We start from the raw sequence: 18722 nt of genomic DNA, 5'->3' as shown, positions 1-18722 counted from the left end.
TAAGCGTGATTCCTATGAACGCAAAATTTTTATGCCAGCGTGAATGCTTTGGACTAAATATTCTATATCTTCTAAATTATGTGTGTAATGCAAGCTCACTCTAAGCCAACCCGGTCTTTTTTGTGGATTTTTAAGAAGCGAATAAAGGAGCTTTTTGGATTCTTGGTTGGTAAAATTAAGAGAATCTAAATCCATCAAATAATGCCCATAAGGTCCTGCACAAGAGCACCCAGCGCGCGTTTGGATTCCAAACTTTTGACTTAAAAGCACACTTAAATCAAATGGCGAAACACACGCGATATTAAAACTTACAATGCCTAAAGAATCGCCCTTAGGATTCTCCCAATCACCATATAAACTAATGGCAGGGATTTTTTTAAGCTCATTTAAAAGAATCTGGCTTAAAACTCGCTCGCGGCGAGCAATATTCTCTAACCCCACCTCATTGCGAAGCTGATACGCCAATGCCGCACGCAAAAGCCCTATAATCGGTGGCGTGCCTGCCTCCTCTCTACGCTCATAATCCTCTACATACAAATGCCCGTCATTACTCGCATACTCTATCACGCCTCCACCGCTAAAGCTCGGACTTGGCGTTTGAAAAAAGTGCCTGTGCATCGCCAAAAGCCCACAAGAACCCACACCGCCTAAGAGTTTATGAGGGGCAAGGAAGAGTGCGTTGCAATGTTTAGATTGCATATCAATATGTGGGCTCGCACTCGCTGCATCAAAGGCAAGCGGTGCGTTTGGTGCGTATTTGGCAAAAAGTTTGGCGATTTTTTCTTGTGGAGAGAGAATCCCGCTGACATTAGAAGCAAGACAAAATGAACCGATAATCTCTGCATTTTCTTGTTGAGCTTGGCGTAATTGTGTTTCTAAGGCAGATATATCAAATCGCCCTGTGGAATCTAGCCCAATTTTGACAATCTCACAAAGCCCCTCGCGCAAAGAAATTTCATTAGAATGATGCTCATAAGAGCTAATAAACACTTTTGGTAAGCGAGATTGCTTTGGTATTTGGATTCTTCGTCTGCTTTGTGGAGGGATATAAATACCAAGCAATTCTTGGAACTTCTTAATCGCGCCACTTGCACCGCTCCCACAAGCAACGAGCAAAAACTCATCGCCTAGTCCTAATGCTCGCTTAGTGCGTGTTCTTGCCTCATCATAGAGCGCAGAAGTGATTTTAGAGTGGCTTGAGCTAAAAGAATGTGTATTAGAATAAAATGGCAAAATTTGAGCAATGCGAGATTCTATACCCTTATGAGCAAGCCCCGAAGCTGTCCAATCAAAATATTTGCTTTGAGAATCAATAATGACACTCTCACGCACCTGCTGAACTTTCTCGCCTAAATCTAAGTCCTCATCTAAAAGCGGGGCAAAAAAACTCTCAACAATGGGCGTGATTTGCATTCAATATACTTACTCAACTTCAATGATATAAGGCACACTTCTTACACCAGATTCTATTAAAACTCCGCTAAACTCTACAACATCTTTTGCCACAGATTCTCGCTCTTTGCCAACATTAAAGCTTTTGTCATACACATTTTGCAGAAGTGTTTTATTTGCGTTTTCATCACTGCTTATATGCTCCATTATGTAGCTTGCACGCGTGATTGAATCTGGTCCTAACAACGCCACAATATATATATCTACATTATACTGCTCCAATCGTTCATCAAGCCCTGCAAGTTCCTTAGCACAATACATACAACTAGGGTCTGAAATGACTATAAGGCGTTTATTGGTTGGTGATTTCGCACTAAAGTGGATTGCCCTATCTTTATACTTCTCTAAAACCTCTTTAACGACTGAATCTGTCATTTGCTTGTTTGCATTTGCTATACTCTGCGTTTTAGAGCTTATTGTATCTACTAGCTTCTTATCAGCACTAAATGCGATTCCATCAAGGACCATAAGCACCTCACTATCACTTGTAGAGAGGAGTGCTTCTTGTGTGCCATCATTTGATTGCACTACGACAAGGTCTAAGGAATGTCCTATGTCAGTTATTTCAACCACTTTAAAAGGGAGGTTTTTCTCATCAAGGGCTTTTTGGATTGTTTGTGTTTTTTCCTCTAAAGAAAGTTTTGGCGTAGAGCCCTTATCGCACGCACCAAAACTTAGCAATGCACACAACAATAAATATTTTGCTCGCATATTTACTCCTTATCAATATAAAAATCTTGCGTCATTTTACCCTAAACAAACACAATTTGGTTAATTTAAGGCGTAATGATATAACTTTGACTCATATTGCCCGAGTGCAAAATCGTAGTTTGGTATTTGCGTGCGTAAAATTTCAAAAGCATTTTTTGCAAAAATGGCTCAATGCTTGGATAAAACCACGCATTATTGCTCATAGCAATGACAAATTGAGGATAATCTGCGTATAATTTCCTTGAAGTGGCTTCATAGCAAATGGCGTTGCGGAAGCGCATTCCAAAGATTCCAATATCACCAAACTCTTTGCCAGAAGCAAATTGAAACATTTGCAAAACTCCAAATGAGCGCACAAGAAAATCTGGCAATGGGATATTTTCTCCAAATGGCGCAAGAATCACCTTATCGATGAAAAAAACTTCATCACCATTGAAAACAAAAGTGCTGTTGTAATATTCCCCCTTATCCACTCGTAACGCCCCAGCAATAATGGTGATGTCTTTGGCATATTGTTTAAGCCTGCTTATGACAAATTCACCAAACTCTCCACCAGATTCTAACACCATTGGAAAAGCAATTTCAGGCAAAACAATAACTTGTTTTCCCTCTGCAATCGCATTTTGAATAAGGGCAAAATTCTCTTGTATGCTTGTGGCAATTTGCTCATCTTCCCACTTTAAATGTTGAGGGACATTCGTATGTGAAAGATAAATGCGTTGGAGCATTTGAGTGTTTGTATGGCTTTGTGTCTCTTTAGAATCTGACGCGATTAACCCAAAATCAAGCGCGAGGATAAGGAAAAATATCCCAGCAAGATTCTTAAATCGCCATTTATGCGGGGTCAAAAAACAATACAATCCACAAACAACAAGCGCGAAATGCAAATAGCTCACATCAAAATAACTATACGCAAGCACTGCTTCAGGCACAAGCCAATCAAAGCCAAATGGCGTGATAAAGTGCATTACTAATAACCCCAAAAGCCGAATTACAAGGCATTCACAAAAAAGCAAAAGCCAAAAAATGCCTCCATATATCAATGCAATAGCACCAATAATAAAGGGGATAAGTATCTCTAAATCAACAAAACGAAAACTCAAACTCGCCCAATAAAACCAAAACACTCCCACAAAAAAGCCAAAACCAAAGCGTCTCTCTTTGGGGATTCTCAAATACACATATATACTTAAAAGTGCCAAAAAACTTCCCAAAATAAGTGGAGTATCAGCATTAAAGGCGACATTACAAAGCGTTAAAACATAAATTGGCGCAGAAAATAAAAACGCTAAAAATGCGTCTATAACGATAATGCAAAGTTTATAAGAAAATGCTTTTGGATTAAGCTCTTTTTTAAAAATACGCTTCAAACAAGATTCTATCCCATCTTCAAATGACGGAATGTGTGTCTGCGTGCGCAAAATAGAAGCCTTTGAAGTGATAGAAGTGATAAAACGGCTAGATTGTAAAAATTTCATTGTGTCTGCTCTCTTAAAAAGTGATAATTGTAAAAAGATTTGTGTAAATTTACCATAAATTGCGCTAAAATGGCGAACTTATCTTGTTAAAATAGCAAGGAAGTTTTACACCTATCATAGAGGAAAAATATGTTTGAAGCAACCACCATATTGGGATATAAGGGACAATATAATGGCAAAGATTACGCTATTATCGGGGGCGATGGGCAAGTAACATTTGGTAATTGTGTCCTAAAGGGAAATGCAACAAAAGTGCGCACGCTCTATAATGATAAAATTTTAAGTGGATTTGCAGGTAGCACAGCTGATGCTTTTAGTTTGTTTGATATGTTTGAGCGAATCTTAGAGGGCAAAAAAGGCGAGCTTACGCGCTCTGTGCTAGAATTTAGCAAACAATGGAGAAGTGATAAATATCTACGCAAACTTGAAGCAATGATGATAGTGCTTGATAAAGAACATATCTATATCCTAAGTGGCACAGGAGATGTGGTCGAACCTCAAGATGGCAAAATCGCTGCCATTGGAAGTGGCGGAAACTACGCACTAAGCGCAGCAAGGGCATTAGATAAATTTGGGAATCTTGCCCCAAAAGAACTTGTAGAAGAATCTCTCAAAATCGCAGGCGAGCTGTGTATTTATACCAACACAAACATAAAAATTTTGGAGTTAGCATAATGGAAAATATGACGCCAAAAGAAATTGTCGCGTATTTAGACGAATACATCATAGGGCAAAATGAAGCCAAAAAAAATGTGGCAATCGCATTAAGAAACCGCTATCGCCGAATGAAGCTCCCAAAAGAAATCCAAGAAGAAATCACGCCTAAAAATATTTTAATGATAGGCTCAACGGGCGTGGGCAAAACAGAAATCGCACGCCGAATGGCAAAAATTATGGGATTGCCATTTGTCAAAGTAGAAGCAAGCAAATACACAGAAGTGGGATTTGTGGGGCGCGATGTGGAATCTATGGTGCGTGATTTGGTGCTCGCAAGTGTGAATCTCGTCCAAAAAGAACAAGAGCAATCAAGCCAAGAAGCGATTAAAGAATATATCCTTAATAAAATTACACAAAAGCTCCTCCCACCACTACCCTCAAGTGTGAGTGAGAGCAAAAAGGCTGAATACGAGCAGAGCTTTGAAAAAATGAAAAAAAAGGTCGAAAATGGAGAAGTAGATACACTTGTCATTGAAATCGAAGTAAGTAAAAACACAAACTTTAACGATGAGGGATTACCGCCAGAGGTCGTGCGCGTGCAAGAATCTATCATCAAAGTCCTCAATCCCCAAGACCAAAAGCAAAAACGCGAAATGAGTGTAAAAGAGGCAAAGGAAGCCCTTAATTACGAGGCTACAATGCAATGCCTTGATTATGAAGCAATCAAACTTGAGGGGCTAAAACGCGCCGAGCAAAAGGGGGTGATTTTTATCGATGAGATTGATAAAATCGCTGTGGGAAGCAAAGATTCTTCACGACAAGACCCAAGCAAAGAAGGCGTGCAAAGAGATTTGCTCCCCATTGTAGAGGGAAGCGTGGTGAATACAAAATACGGGCAAATCCGCACGGATTATATTTTATTTATCGCTGCTGGAGCATTTGCATTTGCTAAACCAAGTGATTTAATCCCCGAATTGCAAGGGAGATTCCCACTGCGCGTGGAATTAGAAAACTTAAATGAAGAGAGTTTGTATAAGATTCTCACCCAAGTCAAAAGCTCTATTGTCCGTCAATATCAACTTTTACTAGAAACAGAAAATATTACATTAGAATTCGATGATGAGGCGATTAGAGAGCTTGCTAAACTCTCCTTTAATGCCAATCAAAAAACAGAAGATATTGGTGCTAGACGCCTGCATACCACAATAGAGCGTGTGCTAGAGGATATAAGCTTTGAGTGTGAATCCTATGCGGGCAAAAAAGTCGTAATAACAGCCCAAATGGTGCGCGATAAACTTGGTGAGCTAGTAGAAAATGTCGATTTGGCGCGCTATATTTTGTAGGCATTAAACTATGCGCTACGCAGTGTTGTATCATTAAGAACTTTTATGAATACGCGTTGTGGCTTTATAGCAACATTAGGGCGACCAAATGCTGGCAAATCAAGCCTGCTTAACGCCATTGCCAAGCAAAATCTCGCCCTTACTTCACATAAAGCAAATGCCACGCGCAAACAGCTACAAATTATCATCTCCCATACAAGCACAGATTCTCGTGGAGCATATAAGGCGCAAATGATTTTTGTCGATACACCGGGCATTCACCACCAAGAGAAATTACTCAATCAATATATGCTAAAACAATCACTAAAGGCGATGAATGATTGCACTTTGGGGATTTATCTCGCACCAATAAGTGATGATATTACCCATTATGAGGAGTTTTTGGCACTCTCGGCAAATACAAAAATCGCACAAAATCATATTGTCGTGCTAAGCAAAATTGACCTTGCGAGCAATGAGCAAATCCTCGCAAAAATCGCGCAATACCAAAATTACCAAAACCGCTACCTTGCGCTTATACCACTAAGCATAAAGCACGAAAAAACACTCCAAGAGCTTCTTAATGTATTAGGAGAGCATTTAGAAGATGGCGTATTTTTATATGATGATGAAAGTGCCACCAATGCTAGCTTGCGTGATATTGCAAAAGAGCTTATAAGAGAGAGCGTTTTTGAAAACTTAAGCGATGAAGTGCCATATCAAAGCGATGTGTTACTTGAGCGTTACAAAGAGGGAAAAATTCATAGAATCTATGCTACAATAATCGTTTCCAAACAAAGTCAAAAGGCACTTGTCATTGGCACAAATGCCCAAACTATAAAGCGCATAGGAATAAATGCTAGAGAAAAGCTAGAGCGACTTTTAGGACAAAAGGTATTTTTAAAGCTTGAGGTGCAATTACGCAAGGGTTGGGATAAACAAGTAGATGAATTACGGAAATTTGGCTATATTATGGATTAGATTAACTTCAAGGATTGGAAATGAAAAAAGTTTTGGCAATATGTGTATTTAGTTTGTTTGGCGGGTTTCTTAGTGCAGATTCTCTGCAACCAATAAGCGACGATGTATTTAAATTGCTTAAAATCTATCAAGAGCGTGGCATTGGTGCGGTGCAAAAAGAATTTGATGAATATTTGCTCTCTCCTCAATATTGGCTAAAAATCTTAGAGGGCAAAGATGTGCGCTACGGCTATTATGAAAGTGCAAAATTTGTCTTTATCTCTAATAAACTCGCTCCTGATTTGAGACTCCTAAAAATCACCAAAAAAGGCTTTGAAGAACTTGGAAGCTCATCTGCGCTTGTAGCAAAGGGCAAGGGGCATAAGAAATTAGAGGGCGATTTGACCACGCCCATTGGCGTGTATGATTTGACCGCTCGTTTGACAGGACTTCCCCCATACTATGGACCACTCGCACTTGCGACAAATTATCCAAATGTCTATGACAAATCGCTTAAAAAAACAGGTGGGGGAATCTGGATACACGGATTGCCATTAGATGGGAATCGAGAGGAGCTCAACACAAGAGGTTGCATTGCCATAGATAATGAATTGTTAAAAAAATATGACAAACTCATCAATTATAGAGATACCATTGTCATTATAAGCGAGGGCGAACCTCAAGCACTATCACTCCAAAGCATCGCTCAACTCCTATCAGGACTCTATCAATGGCGTGAAATGTGGCAAAACAACAACCTACAAAAATATCTAAGTTTTTATGATAGCAAGGACTTTATCCGCGAGAATGGTATGACATATAAAGCCTTTGTCGAACACAAGACGCGTGTATTTGCCAAAAATGAAGAGAAAGATATTGGCATTAGTGCCATTGACATTTCACCATTTATCAACGAAAACGGAAAACAAATGTTTCGCATTAGCTTTAGACAAAATTATAAGGCTATGTTAAATGGCAAGGTAACTTACAACTCAAGCCACCGCAAAGACCTTTTTGTATGGCTTGATAATGGAAAGATGAAAATCCTAAGCGAGAAGTAATCACCCACACCACGCAATCTCACACAAGATTCTCTCGCTTATGAAAAATAAGCGAGAGGGAATTTACACAATGGCGCGTGTTTTTAGCAGTAAATCCCTCGCCTCTAAATATATGCCCCAAATGCCCTCCGCAGTTCGTGCAAGTAATTTCAATACGGCGCAAATCAGAATCTAAGCTTTCACTTACTGCGCCTTTCTCACTAGATTCAAAACTTGCCCAACCACAACCAGAATGAAACTTCGCACTTGAATGATACAAAAGCGCATTGCACTGCGCACAAACATACTCTCCCTCTTCAAACACATCGGTATATTCTCCGCTAAATGGCGGTTCTGTGCCTTTATGCAAAAGCACATATTCTTGCTCTTTGCTTAGTGTGTTGTATTTTTGACTCAAAATCACTCCTTTAATTTGCCTTTTTTGTGCGCAAGTGAATGTATAAATGCAATACATCAATGCTCGCTGGCGTTATGCCACTAATTTCGCTTGCCTCAAAAAGCGATTTTGGATTGAATTTTTTTAGCTTCTCAACCACCTCAAGGCTAAGACCGGGTATATCATCAAATACAAAATCTTTTGGAATGGCGACTTTTAGCATATTTTGCATATTTTTAATGCTCTCTTGTTGCTTTATGATGTAATTTGCATACTTAGATTCTATAACCACCTGCTCTAATGCCCTTTGGCTTAAATCCGCTATGCTCACTCCAAAATGCTCACAAAAAGCTATGAGATTATGAGAATCTGGGACATTCACTCCTATGACTTGCAAAAGTGTGGCTTTATCGCTTATTGTTCTTAATCCAAGATTCTCTAAAAATTCATTATTTGCTTTACTTGGAGTTATTGTATTTTCTTGTAAGGATTGCAAAACGCGCGCAATAGCTTTTTTGTCATTCATCGCCTCATCATACTCACTTTGAGCGATGAGTCCAAGCTCAAAGGCTTTTTGACTTAGTCGCAAATACGCATTATCCTCACGCAAAAGCAAGCGATATTCTCCACGCGAAGTAAAAAGTCTATACGGCTCATTTGTGCCCTTACTTACCAAATCATCAATCATCACACCAATGTAGGCTTCGTTTCGTTGTAAAATAAAGGGATTTTTGCCCTGTGTATAAAGTGCGGCGTTAATGCCTGCGATTATGCCCTGTGCGGCTGCTTCCTCATAGCCTGTCGTCCCATTGATTTGTCCAGCTAGGAAGAGATTCTCGCATTTTTTACACGCAAGTGCGTGGGTAAGCTCTGTTGGCTGAATATAATCATACTCTATGGCATAGCCATAACGCGTAATTTTCGCATTTTCTAATCCCTCAATACTATGTATCATCTCTTCTTGCACATCAGTTGGCAGTGAAGTAGTCAAACCATTGATATAATATTCCACACATTCGCGTGTTTGAGGTTCTAAAAAAAGTTGATGTCGCTCCTTGTGTGCAAAACGATTGACTTTATCTTCTATACTTGGACAATAGCGCGGGCCAACGCCTTGAATCTGCCCGCTAAAAAGTGGCGCACGATGAAAATTATCACGGATAATGCTGTGAGTTTTTTGGTTGGTATAAGTTACAAAACACGGAATCTGCACGGGGTTAAAATCCCTTGTGCGTGCGCTAAAATGCGGTGGATTCTCATCACCATAATGTGCTTCTAAATTACTACAATCAATGCTCCTCCCATCAATCCTCGCGCAAGTCCCTGTTTTTAATCGCCCCATTTCTAAACCCAAGTCTTGCAAGGAGAGTGAGAGTGTTTGCGCACTTAACTCGCCAAAACGCCCGTTTTGGAGCTTTTGCTCGCCAATGTGGATAAGTGAGCGTAAAAATGTCCCTGTGGTGAGAATCACGCTCTTTGCATAATAGGTTTTATTAAGATTGCTTTTTACTCCAACAACTCTAAATTGCCCTCCGCTTTTTTCAAGCAATAAATCTGTGATGAGCTCTTGAGATACGCTCAAATTTGGCGTATTAAGGGCATATTTTTTAGCTACTATCGGGTAAGTATCCATATCAATTTGTGCTCTTGTGCCACGCACAGCGTGTCCCTTTGAGGCATTAAGTGTGCGAAATTGCAACCCACAAATATCTGCAATCTCACCCATTACGCCACCAAGCGCATCAATTTCTTTAACCAAATGCCCCTTGCCAAGCCCACCTATGGCAGGGTTACAGCTTGCTAGCGCAATATTTTGAATAAGGATAGTAAATAGGTGAGTTTTTGCGCCCATTTTAGCACTAGCAATGCTTGCTTCAAGTCCAGCGTGCCCACCACCAATCACAACCACATCAAAATTATTCATTTTTTTCCTTATGTGAGAATCTTAAAAAACGCAATTTTACAATACAAATATTTCTTGCGTGCATAAATGTGATACAATCATAAGAAAATTCAAGGAGTGAAGTATGGGAATGCAATGTTTGAGAGTAGTGATTGTATGTATGGCGTTATTTAGCGGAGCTTTTGGCGCACCTAGCAGCAATGCTAACAACAATATAAGCAAAGAAGCAATGCGGGCAATGAAACAAACCGACCAAGATGCCTATCTCACAAGTCAAAATATGTATAAAAAAGATTTTGGCGATATAAGTGTATTTGTCATTTCACTAGGCAATTTTGATGCGCCATTTGATAAACTTATCGCAAGTGATGATAAACAAAGCGCGTTATTACAAACAATGACAAATGACAAGGCGATAAATCATCACAATGTAATGTTACTAAAAGGTAAGGAATTTATCGCGCTCATTGATACGGGATTTACCCATACTCAAGAGATTCTCATTACACAACTCCAAAAAATAGGAATCGCACCGCAAGATATTACACACATTATTGTATCCCACGCCCACCCAGACCACATAGGTGGCATTTTGCCAAATTCCCCAAAGAGCAAAAAAACTTACAAAAGTGCCAATATTTTTCCCAATGCCAAAGTTTTGATTGATGAAATTGAATATAATTTTTGGACAAATTCAAACAATGAACTTGCAAAAAAATCTTTGCTCTCTTTTAAAGAAAAAGAATTTTTTGCTCATAGTGCGCCAATTCTTGCCACCAAGCAAGCCAAAATTAACGCTATACAAGCCTACGGACACACGCCCGGACACACTATCTTTAGCATAGAATCTGCTGGGGAAAAGCTCGTGTTTATAAGCGACTTGGTGCATTACTTTAAGATTCAAAATACAAATCCTGCCATTGCGATACAATATGATAACGACAAGGCACAGGCTGTGGCTACACGCGAGCAACTATGGAAAAAGTTTAAAAAAGATAAGGCATATAAAAACGCGCTTTTTGTTGGTTCGCATTTTCCAACTTTCCGCCCTATCCCACTCAAATAGCAATAAATTTGCTTGGTGTTAGCATACAAATTGAGTTTGCTTAAGCTATGCAAAAAGCGTATGAAGTTCTTGGAGCATTTCTTTGTATATTTGTCCATTTTGGCGTAGAAATGCTCGCCTAGAGCGGAACTCTAAGCAATACTTCTCAACCAAACCCCAAAATGCTTTGGAGTGGTTTTTGTGCATTATATGAGCGAGCTCGTGGATTACGACATACTCGATACAAGGCTTTGGAGCGAAAAGAAGCATTGTTGAGAAACGCAGAGAATTATCGCTCGTGCAGATTCCAAAATAACTCTTTGCTTGAGTAAGTGTGATATGCTTGTATGAAAGATTCATTGCACAGGAGAATTTTTGACACTGCTCCAAAAGTAAATCCCTTAGTTCATCTTGCAATAACTGCTTATTAAAGTGTGTTGTAAGCCAATCTTTTTGCACCCACTGCCCGAAATACAAAATAGTGTTTTTCCTGCTTTCTCGCTCGGCAAGGCGCGTTGATTCTATGTGTTTAAATTTTTGTAAAGTGGTGCGTATCCATACATCATTTTGCGCGATGAAGTCCTCACATTGCGCCTTTGAATAATAAAAAGGCACGCTAACTAAAAGTGTTTGAGAATCTTTTATCCGCATTCGTGCATACTTTACGCGTTTTTTAGTGATTTTTATTTCAAACATTTTGCTACTTTGTGAAAATTTTTTGGCATTATACAAAATACATTCAAATCTACACATAAGGATTACAATGAAAGTGCTGTTATTAGAAAATGTGCAAGGACTAGGCAAAGCTGGCGAAGTGTGTGAAGTCAAAGATGGGTATGGACAAAATTTTCTTATTGCTAAAAATAAAGCCCTGTTAGCGACAAATGAAGTCATCAATCGCTACAACGCTAAACAACGACAACTCGCAGAATCTAAAGCCCTAGAGCTTGCTGAACTAAAGCAACTCGCACAAAGTTTAGAAGGCATAGAGCTAAGCCTACATAAAAAGGTGGGGAGCAATAACGCGCTTTTTGGCTCTATCACTAAAGATGAAGTAGCAAATGAGATTCAAAAACATATCAAAACAACCATTGATAAAAAATCCATTATCATAAATGAACCCATCAAGCACACAGGGGATTTCACCATCGAGGTAAAGCTAGGAAGTGGGATAAGCGCGAAAATCACGCTCCATATCTTACCACTACACTAGCATTTATTTTTAAAATTTACGCAAACTCTTTGAGTAGCAATTTTTGTGTATCCATTATGCCAATGCCCTTATTTAGCGTATCATTGGCGATGTCTTGGGCTTCTTTAAGCGAGTGCATAGCATAAGTGCCACATTGAAACTTGTTTGCCTCTGGGATTTCGCTGACGCGCAAAATATCTTTCATACTCGCTTCCCACGCTTCTTTGACGCTCTCTTGGCTTGGAGTGCCTATCACGCTCATATAAAATCCCGTGCGACAGCCCATCGGCGAAATATCGATAATTTCGACACTTGAGGCATTGAGATGCTCGCGCATAAATCCTGCAAAAAGATGCTCTAGCGTGTGGATTCCCCTCTCGCTTAAAATTTCCTCATTTGGCTTGCAAAAGCGCAAGTCAAACACGCACACTTTATCGCCCTTTGGCGTTTCCATTGTCTTTGCTAAGCGCACAGCAGGAGCTGGCATAATAGTGTGATCCACCTTAAAACTATCTAGTAATGGCATAGATTCTCCTTTAAAATAATAATTTAGTGTGTCATTATAGCAAGTTTTTGGAATCTGGGGTTTAATTTGGCTGTGTGGAATTTTGGTTGTTTGGTTGCGTGTTAGATTGTGCGGGAGATTCATTGGTGTCTTGGTTTTGTGTTTCATTGGCATTAGGTTGTGGCGCATTTTCTTTAATTTCACTTTGTGTGTCTGGGCTAGCATTATCTTGCAATAAAGGCATTATTTGGTTTTGAGCTGGCAATTCTTGTGTATCGCTTGCATTACTGCTTGCCTCATTGGAATCTACGCTAGGTTGTGGCGCGCTTTCTTGGTTGCTTTGTTCATCTTTGATATTTTTCTCATCTTGCTCTTTAGTGTTTGTAGATTCTTGCGTATCGCTTGGTGTGCGATTTAGCTCTTGTTCCGTATCTTCATTTGTATGAGAATCTTCCTCAAATGCAGATTTAATAAGCCCACTTACATTGTGGCAATCAATATCAACGCGATATTCAAATGGTAGTTGTGTGCTAAAGTTATCTAACACTACGCTAAATTCTGCACTTTCGCCGGGTTTTAATGGCATTTTTATAGTTTTTGAATATTTTTCCAAAGGAAAAATGGGGTTAAGAAACCCTAAAATACCACTCCGCAAAACACTCACACTAGCCTCACACACACTAAAGGGCGAAAACCCAACATTAGTGATTTGCCCTTGCAAGAAAAACGCATCAATATACAAAAGTCGCTTAGATTCTGTAATGCGCACCTCAGTAGTATATAAAAATTTCTGCATACTCATCTGTAACCCAATAGGGGCAAAGATAAAAACAGCCGTGGCAAGGAAAAACATAAGATGTGGAAGTATTTTGCGTCCAGCCAAAAGCAATCCAAGCAAGAAAAATATAAAAAAAATGATAAAGAAAAAGCCCATAATGGCAATTTCATAAAGACCAAAAAGGTTAAAAAAGTTATAGAGAAAATCCTTGTAATACTGCATTTATCGTAATCTCTTTTCTTCTAAGCCACTTAATCCCTCACGCCTAAGCAACTCTTGGCGCACCTCATCTGGGCTTATATTATTAAAGGCAAGTCCCACAAGCGTGTGATAGACTAAATCCGCGCACTCATAAATAATATCCTTTTTACTCCCATCTTTAAGGGCAAAAGTAAGCTCGCCTGCTTCTTCGATGATTTTTTTAGCGATAGTGTTTGTGCCCTTAGCATAAAGACTTGCTGTATAAGAAGTATCACTTTTGGCGTCTTTGCGCAAAAGAAGTGTGTGATAAAGCGCATCGATGATTCCATAAATTGCACTCGTATCAATCTCGCTAGGCATTGAGGAAATTTCACAATCCAAAGGACGGAAGCAACTCCTTGTGCCGTTATGACAAGCTACCCCTTCTTGACTGATAAGAAAAATAAGCGTGTCATTATCACAATCCACCAATACTTGCTTAATGTGCTGTAAATGTCCGCTTTGCTCGCCTTTTTTCCAAATGCGATTCTTAGAGCGCGAGAAATAATGCGCTAATCCACTCTCAAGGCTAAGAGATAAAGAATCTTTAGAGCTAAACCCAAGCATTAGCACTTCTTTGTTTTGAGAATCTTGCGCAATCGTAGGGATAAGAGGTGTTTTATCCCAATTTAGTGATTGTATGATACTCTCTTTGCCACTCAAAAACCACCCCTTAACCAAACTCCGCAATTCACAACAGTATTACAATATGAATTTTATTGCGCGCTCATTGTGCTTTGCTTTTTGCTTTTAGAATCTACCCAGATATTTGGGACAGCCCCACCGGGACTTAAGAAAATTTGTGCGTTCGTATTTTCTTTGAGTGCTTCATTAAACTTGCCTTGCACTTCAATTTGACGCAAATTTAAAAGTTGATTGCTAAGCGAGCCTGCAATCAGCCTATTTGCTTGTGCTTGTGCTTGTGCCTCAATCGTAATGGCATCAGCCACACCTTGCGCCCTCACACGATTAGCATCAGCTTCACCTTTTGCCAACGCCGCGACTTTTTCAGCTTCTTGTTTTGCGCGTTCTACCTCGTTTTTTGCTCTTTCGGCTTCCTGTCTAGCGACTTGCACTTGCTCAATTTGTGCCTTTATCTTTTCTGGCAACACAATTTCTCTAAACTGCACCGAAGTAATCATTACGGGATTATTTTTAAATTTTCCAATTTCACTTTCCATATTGAGTGCTATTTCTTTGGCAATATCATCGCGTTTTGTAGGGAGCTCCTCTGCAGGATAGCGACCAATAACACTTCGCACCACATCACGCACCACAGGGTTAATGATTTTTTGCTCCCATTCTGCGCCATAGGTAGCAAAGGTTAGAGGGGCATTTGCTTCGTTAAGCTGATATTGCACGGTAAGCTCTACGAGCACAGTCAAACCTCTAGAATCTAGCACATTTATCGCATCATTGCGTAAAATTCCCTGATTCTTTCCCACTACTCCCATATCCTCCGTGCGTGAAAAGTCAATCTTTCGCACCTTTGCATCTACAATGATAACATCTTGCAAAAATGGCATAAACAAATGCAAGCCGGGCTTAAGTGGATTTGGTTGATATTCACCAAAGGTCGATTTAATCCCAACTTCCCCTGAACTCACAATAACAAAAGGTTTATTCACAATGATAATAAGTAAAATGGCAATGCTAATAACCCACACTGTAAGTTTTTTGCCTGTTGGCAAAAAGTCATTTAGGTTATTAAACCCATCGCCTCCACCAAAATTCCAATTTCCGCCATTTCCTCCACCGCCGTCATTTTTGTCGGTGTTTTTGTCTTCTTTTTTAGAATCAGGCTTATCTTGGATTTGCGCTCTTTTGCGCTTTAAGTGTTCGTTTAAATCTATTGGCATACTTGCTCCTTAATGTGTATTTTACCATTTAATCAATGTAAGTTAAATATTTGGCGTATTTTGGATTCTCGCCGTTTATGATTTTGTTAAACTCTGCTTGGAGTTTTTTGGTGATTGCTCCTGCCTTGCCCTCGCCACTTTGCACGCCTATTGGGTAGAAATCCACCTCTCTTATGGGCGTGATTTCTGCGGCTGTGCCTGTGAAAAACGCCTCATCAGCGATATAGACTTCATCACGCGTGATATTGCGCTCCACCACCTCGATGCCCAAATCACGGGCGATTTCTATGGTGGTGGCTTGGGTGATAGATTCTAAAGTGTAGTCGTGCGGCGGGGTGATGAGCTTGCCATCTCGCACGATGAAAAAGCACTCCCCGCTTCCCTCACTCACAAACCCGCTCTCATCAAGCAACAACGCCTCTTCACACCCGCACGCAATCGCCTCGTATTTCGCCATTTGAGAGTTGAAATAATTTGCCGCAGCTTTTGCCTTGCCCATCGAGCTTTTGACAGAATTTCGCGCAAAAGAGCTCATTTTGACTTTGATTCCGTTGTTTATGCCATCTTCGCCAAGATATGCGCCCCACTCCCACGCGGCGATAGCAGTCTCCACAGGCGCGTTTGCGTGATACACGCCCATAACGCCATAGCCCAAGTAGATAAATGGACGAACATACACATTGCCATTATAGTCTGCCTTGTTTGCGCGCAACAAGTCAATATGCGCTTGCTTTAGCTCCGCTAAATCGTAAGGGCAGTTGATACGAGCGATTTTTGCAGAATTTAACAATCGCTTGCAATGGTCATCAAGCCGAAAAATCGCTAATCCCTTTGGCGTCATATATGCCCTAGTGCCTTCAAACACGGCATTTCCATAATGAATAGTATGGCTTAAAATATGTGTGGTAGCGTCTTTCCACGCGATGAGTTTGCCATTTTTCCAAATGTAGCTTGATTCTTTTAGTGCCATTTACAACTCCTTAAAAATTCAAATATAGAGCCTACAAAAGCCACAATTCTATAAGCCATACTCTTATTTTTGCAATAATTTCTAGCGTTTTGAAAATTGTGGGCTTCGGCGAGCTTTTTTCTTCCCATATTTTTTTCGTTCAACCACACGAGAATCACGAGTAAGCAATCCTTTTGGTTTTAGAATCGCTCGAAATGCACTATCGTAATTATTCAATGCCTTTGAGATTCCGTGTCGCAACGCTTCAGCCTGCGCGCTATATCCACCACCAAGTGTATGTGCGATAATATCAACAGACTTTTCTTGCTTTGTAAGCACTAAAGGTTGCATTACTTTCATCTTAATTGCCTCGTGCCCACCGAGCCACTCATTTAGACTTTGTCCATTGATATTGAGTTTCCCTGTCCCGCTTTTTAACCACACCTTAGCAATGGCTGTTTTTCGTTTCCCTGTTGCATAAATTTTTGTCATTTTTTAGCTCCTTGTCTCACTTTTTATTCTTTGCTACTTGTGCGCTATGTGGGTGCTCACTGCCCTTATACACTTTAAGTTTTTTAATCATTGCGCGCCCGAGCTTTGTCTTTGGTAGCATACCGCGCACAGCAAGATGATAAAGTTTCTCTGGGTGCTTTTGGAGCATTTCTTGGAGAGTTTTGCTCTTTGTGCTTCCAAAGTAACCAGAATGTGTAAAATACTCTTTGTCATTAAGCTTCATTCCGCTAAACTTCACTTCTGTGGCATTCACAATAACCACAAAATCTCCACAATCCATATTTGGTGTATAACTTGGCTTATGTTTGCCACGCAAGATACTTGCCGCCTTGGTAATAAGACGACCAAAAACCTCGCCTTTGGCGTCTAACACAATCCATTGGCGTTGTATTTCGCTCTGTGTTGGTGTTTTTGTAAATTTCATTAAGAATCCTTTTAGTATGAAGTAAAATTCTAATTGGGATTATAAAAAATTTTCGCTTAAAATTAACTTAATTTAAGCTAATTATAAGGAATGATTTTTCCTCAATACAAATATCCCACACACTGCCAAAAAGCTTGCAGAACTTGCCATTACCGCGCTTGTGCAAACAAAAATATCTCCAAGCCCTGTAAGTGGTGAGACAATCCCTCCAAATGCAAAAAGTGAGAATCCAAGCACCGCAGAAGCATTACCCGCATTTTTGCGCTCCATTTCCATTGCCAATGCAGTAGCTGATGGCAAAATCATACCCAAAAAAACGAGCGTAAGCACAATGCTTGATTCCATAATCCACATATTGCCGTGCCAAAGCACTATGGCACTTGTAATAAGTCCTAACACAAAAAATCCTACAATGCCCGTTTTCAATGCCTTACGCTCACTTTTAAATAATGGCGTAACGCTCGCACCAATAGTAAGCCCTAACGCCGCACCACCAAAACAAAAGCCATATTGCAATTCGCTTAGCCCAAAATGATTCTCAAAAATAAATGAACTCGAAGCAATAAAACTAAACATAAATCCCATAGCAACGGCATTGATTGCTGTATAGAGCATAAAAGTGCGATTTTTGACAATCCCCAAAAATGAAAAACTTTCATAAATCTTGCCTTTGAGGCGATTTTCTAACGGGAGGCTTTCGTGGAAGAAAAGCACAGCGATTAAAAGGGCTAAACCAATGCCGAGCAAAGCCACAAAGATTCCACGCCACTGGGTAAATTCGAGCATTATACCACCAAGCACGGGCGCACAAATTGGCGCAAGCCCGTGAATCGCCCCAAGCATTGCATAAAACTTCGCTAACTCTTCTCCTCTAAACAAATCCGCCACCACAGAACGAGAAATAACAACCCCGCCACTTGCGGCAATACCTTGCAATAACCTAAACACAATAAATGAGCCAATATCCCAACTAAAAATACACGCAATCGTGCTTAACACAAATAAAAAAAGTGAGATAAGAAGCACTCTCTTGCGCCCATACATATCGCTAAATGGACCCATCACAAGCTGACCAAGCCCCAATCCCAAAAGCGAGCAAGTGATAGAGAGTTGCACATAAGTTTCACTTGAATGAAAAAGCTCTTGAATCTTTGGCAAAGCAGGCAGATAAAAGTCCGTAATAAAAGGACCAAAAGCACTTAAACAAGCAAGCACAATGAGCAAATACACTCGAGAATTGCGTCTCTGGCTATCTTTAGTAGTAGGATTTTGTGTTGCGTTTGACATCAGATTCCTT

At 40.0% G+C, this 18722-nt stretch carries 20 protein-coding genes; 6 read left to right on the top strand and 14 right to left on the bottom strand.

Annotated elements, in window-relative coordinates:
- Positions 1-12 precede the first annotated feature (12 nt).
- The 3 genes from ACWIWK_RS03560 to ACWIWK_RS03550 all read right to left on the bottom strand — a co-directional run bounded on the left by ACWIWK_RS03560 (position 13) and on the right by ACWIWK_RS03550 (position 3641).
- Entirely contained in the window at positions 13-1413 is a 1401-nt protein-coding gene (locus ACWIWK_RS03560) for an aminotransferase class V-fold PLP-dependent enzyme (protein WP_454150903.1), read from the bottom strand.
- A gap of 9 nt (positions 1414-1422) precedes the next feature.
- The gene (locus ACWIWK_RS03555; protein WP_454150901.1) at positions 1423-2163 is read right to left on the bottom strand and encodes a hypothetical protein; all 741 of its coding nucleotides are present in this window, start codon (positions 2161-2163) and stop codon (positions 1423-1425) included.
- Positions 2164-2228: 65 nt separating this feature from the next.
- Positions 2229-3641, bottom strand: coding sequence for an apolipoprotein N-acyltransferase (locus ACWIWK_RS03550; protein ID WP_454150899.1), 1413 nt, complete (start codon positions 3639-3641; stop codon positions 2229-2231).
- Between the two features lie 129 nt (positions 3642-3770).
- On the opposite strand from ACWIWK_RS03550, the gene hslV reads away from it, so the two are divergent.
- Genes hslV through ACWIWK_RS03530 form a run of 4 tightly spaced genes read left to right on the top strand, consistent with a single transcriptional unit; the run spans position 3771 to position 7641 of the window.
- Positions 3771-4316 (top strand): ATP-dependent protease subunit HslV, encoded by a 546-nt coding sequence (gene hslV, locus ACWIWK_RS03545; RefSeq protein WP_454150897.1) that lies wholly within the window; start codon positions 3771-3773, stop codon positions 4314-4316.
- 8 nt (positions 4317-4324) lie between these two features.
- The gene (hslU, locus tag ACWIWK_RS03540; RefSeq protein ID WP_454152020.1) at positions 4325-5641 is read left to right on the top strand and encodes an HslU--HslV peptidase ATPase subunit; all 1317 of its coding nucleotides are present in this window, start codon (positions 4325-4327) and stop codon (positions 5639-5641) included.
- A gap of 45 nt (positions 5642-5686) precedes the next feature.
- Positions 5687-6601 (top strand): GTPase Era, encoded by a 915-nt coding sequence (gene era / locus ACWIWK_RS03535; RefSeq protein ID WP_454150895.1) that lies wholly within the window; start codon positions 5687-5689, stop codon positions 6599-6601.
- A gap of 20 nt (positions 6602-6621) precedes the next feature.
- Complete coding sequence (locus ACWIWK_RS03530; protein ID WP_454150893.1) at positions 6622-7641, top strand: L,D-transpeptidase family protein; 1020 nt, start codon at positions 6622-6624, stop codon at positions 7639-7641.
- A gap of 19 nt (positions 7642-7660) precedes the next feature.
- Here ACWIWK_RS03530 and ACWIWK_RS03525 read toward each other — a convergent pair whose 3' ends face one another.
- A complete protein-coding gene (locus ACWIWK_RS03525; protein ID WP_454150891.1) occupies positions 7661-8038 on the bottom strand; it encodes a methionine-R-sulfoxide reductase in 378 nt (125 codons plus the stop codon).
- Positions 8039-8048: 10 nt separating this feature from the next.
- Positions 8049-9941 (bottom strand): tRNA uridine-5-carboxymethylaminomethyl(34) synthesis enzyme MnmG, encoded by a 1893-nt coding sequence (gene mnmG / locus ACWIWK_RS03520; RefSeq protein WP_454150889.1) that lies wholly within the window; start codon positions 9939-9941, stop codon positions 8049-8051.
- Positions 9942-10044: 103 nt separating this feature from the next.
- Between mnmG and ACWIWK_RS03515 the strand changes: the two genes are divergently transcribed.
- Complete coding sequence (locus tag ACWIWK_RS03515) at positions 10045-10986, top strand: MBL fold metallo-hydrolase (RefSeq protein WP_454150887.1); 942 nt, start codon at positions 10045-10047, stop codon at positions 10984-10986.
- A gap of 45 nt (positions 10987-11031) precedes the next feature.
- On the opposite strand, the gene ACWIWK_RS03510 is transcribed toward ACWIWK_RS03515, so the two are convergent.
- Entirely contained in the window at positions 11032-11661 is a 630-nt protein-coding gene (locus ACWIWK_RS03510; RefSeq protein ID WP_454150885.1) for a M48 family metallopeptidase, read from the bottom strand.
- 67 nt (positions 11662-11728) lie between these two features.
- Here ACWIWK_RS03510 and rplI point away from each other — a divergent pair, with 67 nt between their 5' ends.
- Positions 11729-12178: a 50S ribosomal protein L9 gene (rplI, locus tag ACWIWK_RS03505; RefSeq protein WP_454150883.1), complete on the top strand. Its 450-nt coding sequence runs from the start codon at positions 11729-11731 to the stop codon at positions 12176-12178.
- Positions 12179-12194: 16 nt separating this feature from the next.
- Here rplI and luxS read toward each other — a convergent pair whose 3' ends face one another.
- The 8 genes from luxS to ACWIWK_RS03465 all read right to left on the bottom strand — a co-directional run bounded on the left by luxS (position 12195) and on the right by ACWIWK_RS03465 (position 18712).
- Complete coding sequence (gene luxS / locus ACWIWK_RS03500; protein WP_454150881.1) at positions 12195-12683, bottom strand: S-ribosylhomocysteine lyase; 489 nt, start codon at positions 12681-12683, stop codon at positions 12195-12197.
- A 61-nt stretch (positions 12684-12744) separates the two neighbouring features.
- The gene (locus ACWIWK_RS03495) at positions 12745-13662 is read right to left on the bottom strand and encodes a DUF2393 family protein (RefSeq protein WP_454150880.1); all 918 of its coding nucleotides are present in this window, start codon (positions 13660-13662) and stop codon (positions 12745-12747) included.
- Positions 13663-14343 (bottom strand): bifunctional phosphoribosyl-AMP cyclohydrolase/phosphoribosyl-ATP diphosphatase HisIE, encoded by a 681-nt coding sequence (gene hisIE, locus ACWIWK_RS03490; protein ID WP_454150878.1) that lies wholly within the window; start codon positions 14341-14343, stop codon positions 13663-13665.
- A gap of 53 nt (positions 14344-14396) precedes the next feature.
- On the bottom strand, positions 14397-15539 hold the full coding sequence (locus ACWIWK_RS03485) for an SPFH domain-containing protein (protein WP_454150876.1): 1143 nt from the start codon (positions 15537-15539) through the stop codon (positions 14397-14399).
- Between the two features lie 28 nt (positions 15540-15567).
- Positions 15568-16509 (bottom strand): branched-chain amino acid transaminase, encoded by a 942-nt coding sequence (locus ACWIWK_RS03480; RefSeq protein ID WP_454150874.1) that lies wholly within the window; start codon positions 16507-16509, stop codon positions 15568-15570.
- Positions 16510-16590: 81 nt separating this feature from the next.
- Positions 16591-16980 carry a 30S ribosomal protein S9 gene (gene rpsI, locus ACWIWK_RS03475; RefSeq protein WP_454150872.1) on the bottom strand — a complete coding sequence of 130 codons (390 nt, stop codon included), beginning with the start codon at positions 16978-16980 and terminating at the stop codon, positions 16591-16593.
- A gap of 16 nt (positions 16981-16996) precedes the next feature.
- Positions 16997-17425 carry a 50S ribosomal protein L13 gene (rplM, locus tag ACWIWK_RS03470; RefSeq protein ID WP_454150870.1) on the bottom strand — a complete coding sequence of 143 codons (429 nt, stop codon included), beginning with the start codon at positions 17423-17425 and terminating at the stop codon, positions 16997-16999.
- An 81-nt stretch (positions 17426-17506) separates the two neighbouring features.
- On the bottom strand, positions 17507-18712 hold the full coding sequence (locus tag ACWIWK_RS03465; RefSeq protein WP_454150868.1) for a multidrug effflux MFS transporter: 1206 nt from the start codon (positions 18710-18712) through the stop codon (positions 17507-17509).
- Positions 18713-18722 lie beyond the last annotated feature (10 nt).

It is taken from the genome of Helicobacter sp. 23-1048, from assembly GCF_053654545.1.
The sequence above is the reverse complement of the archived record's forward strand: the minus strand, read 5'-3'. Positions and strand labels throughout refer to the sequence as shown.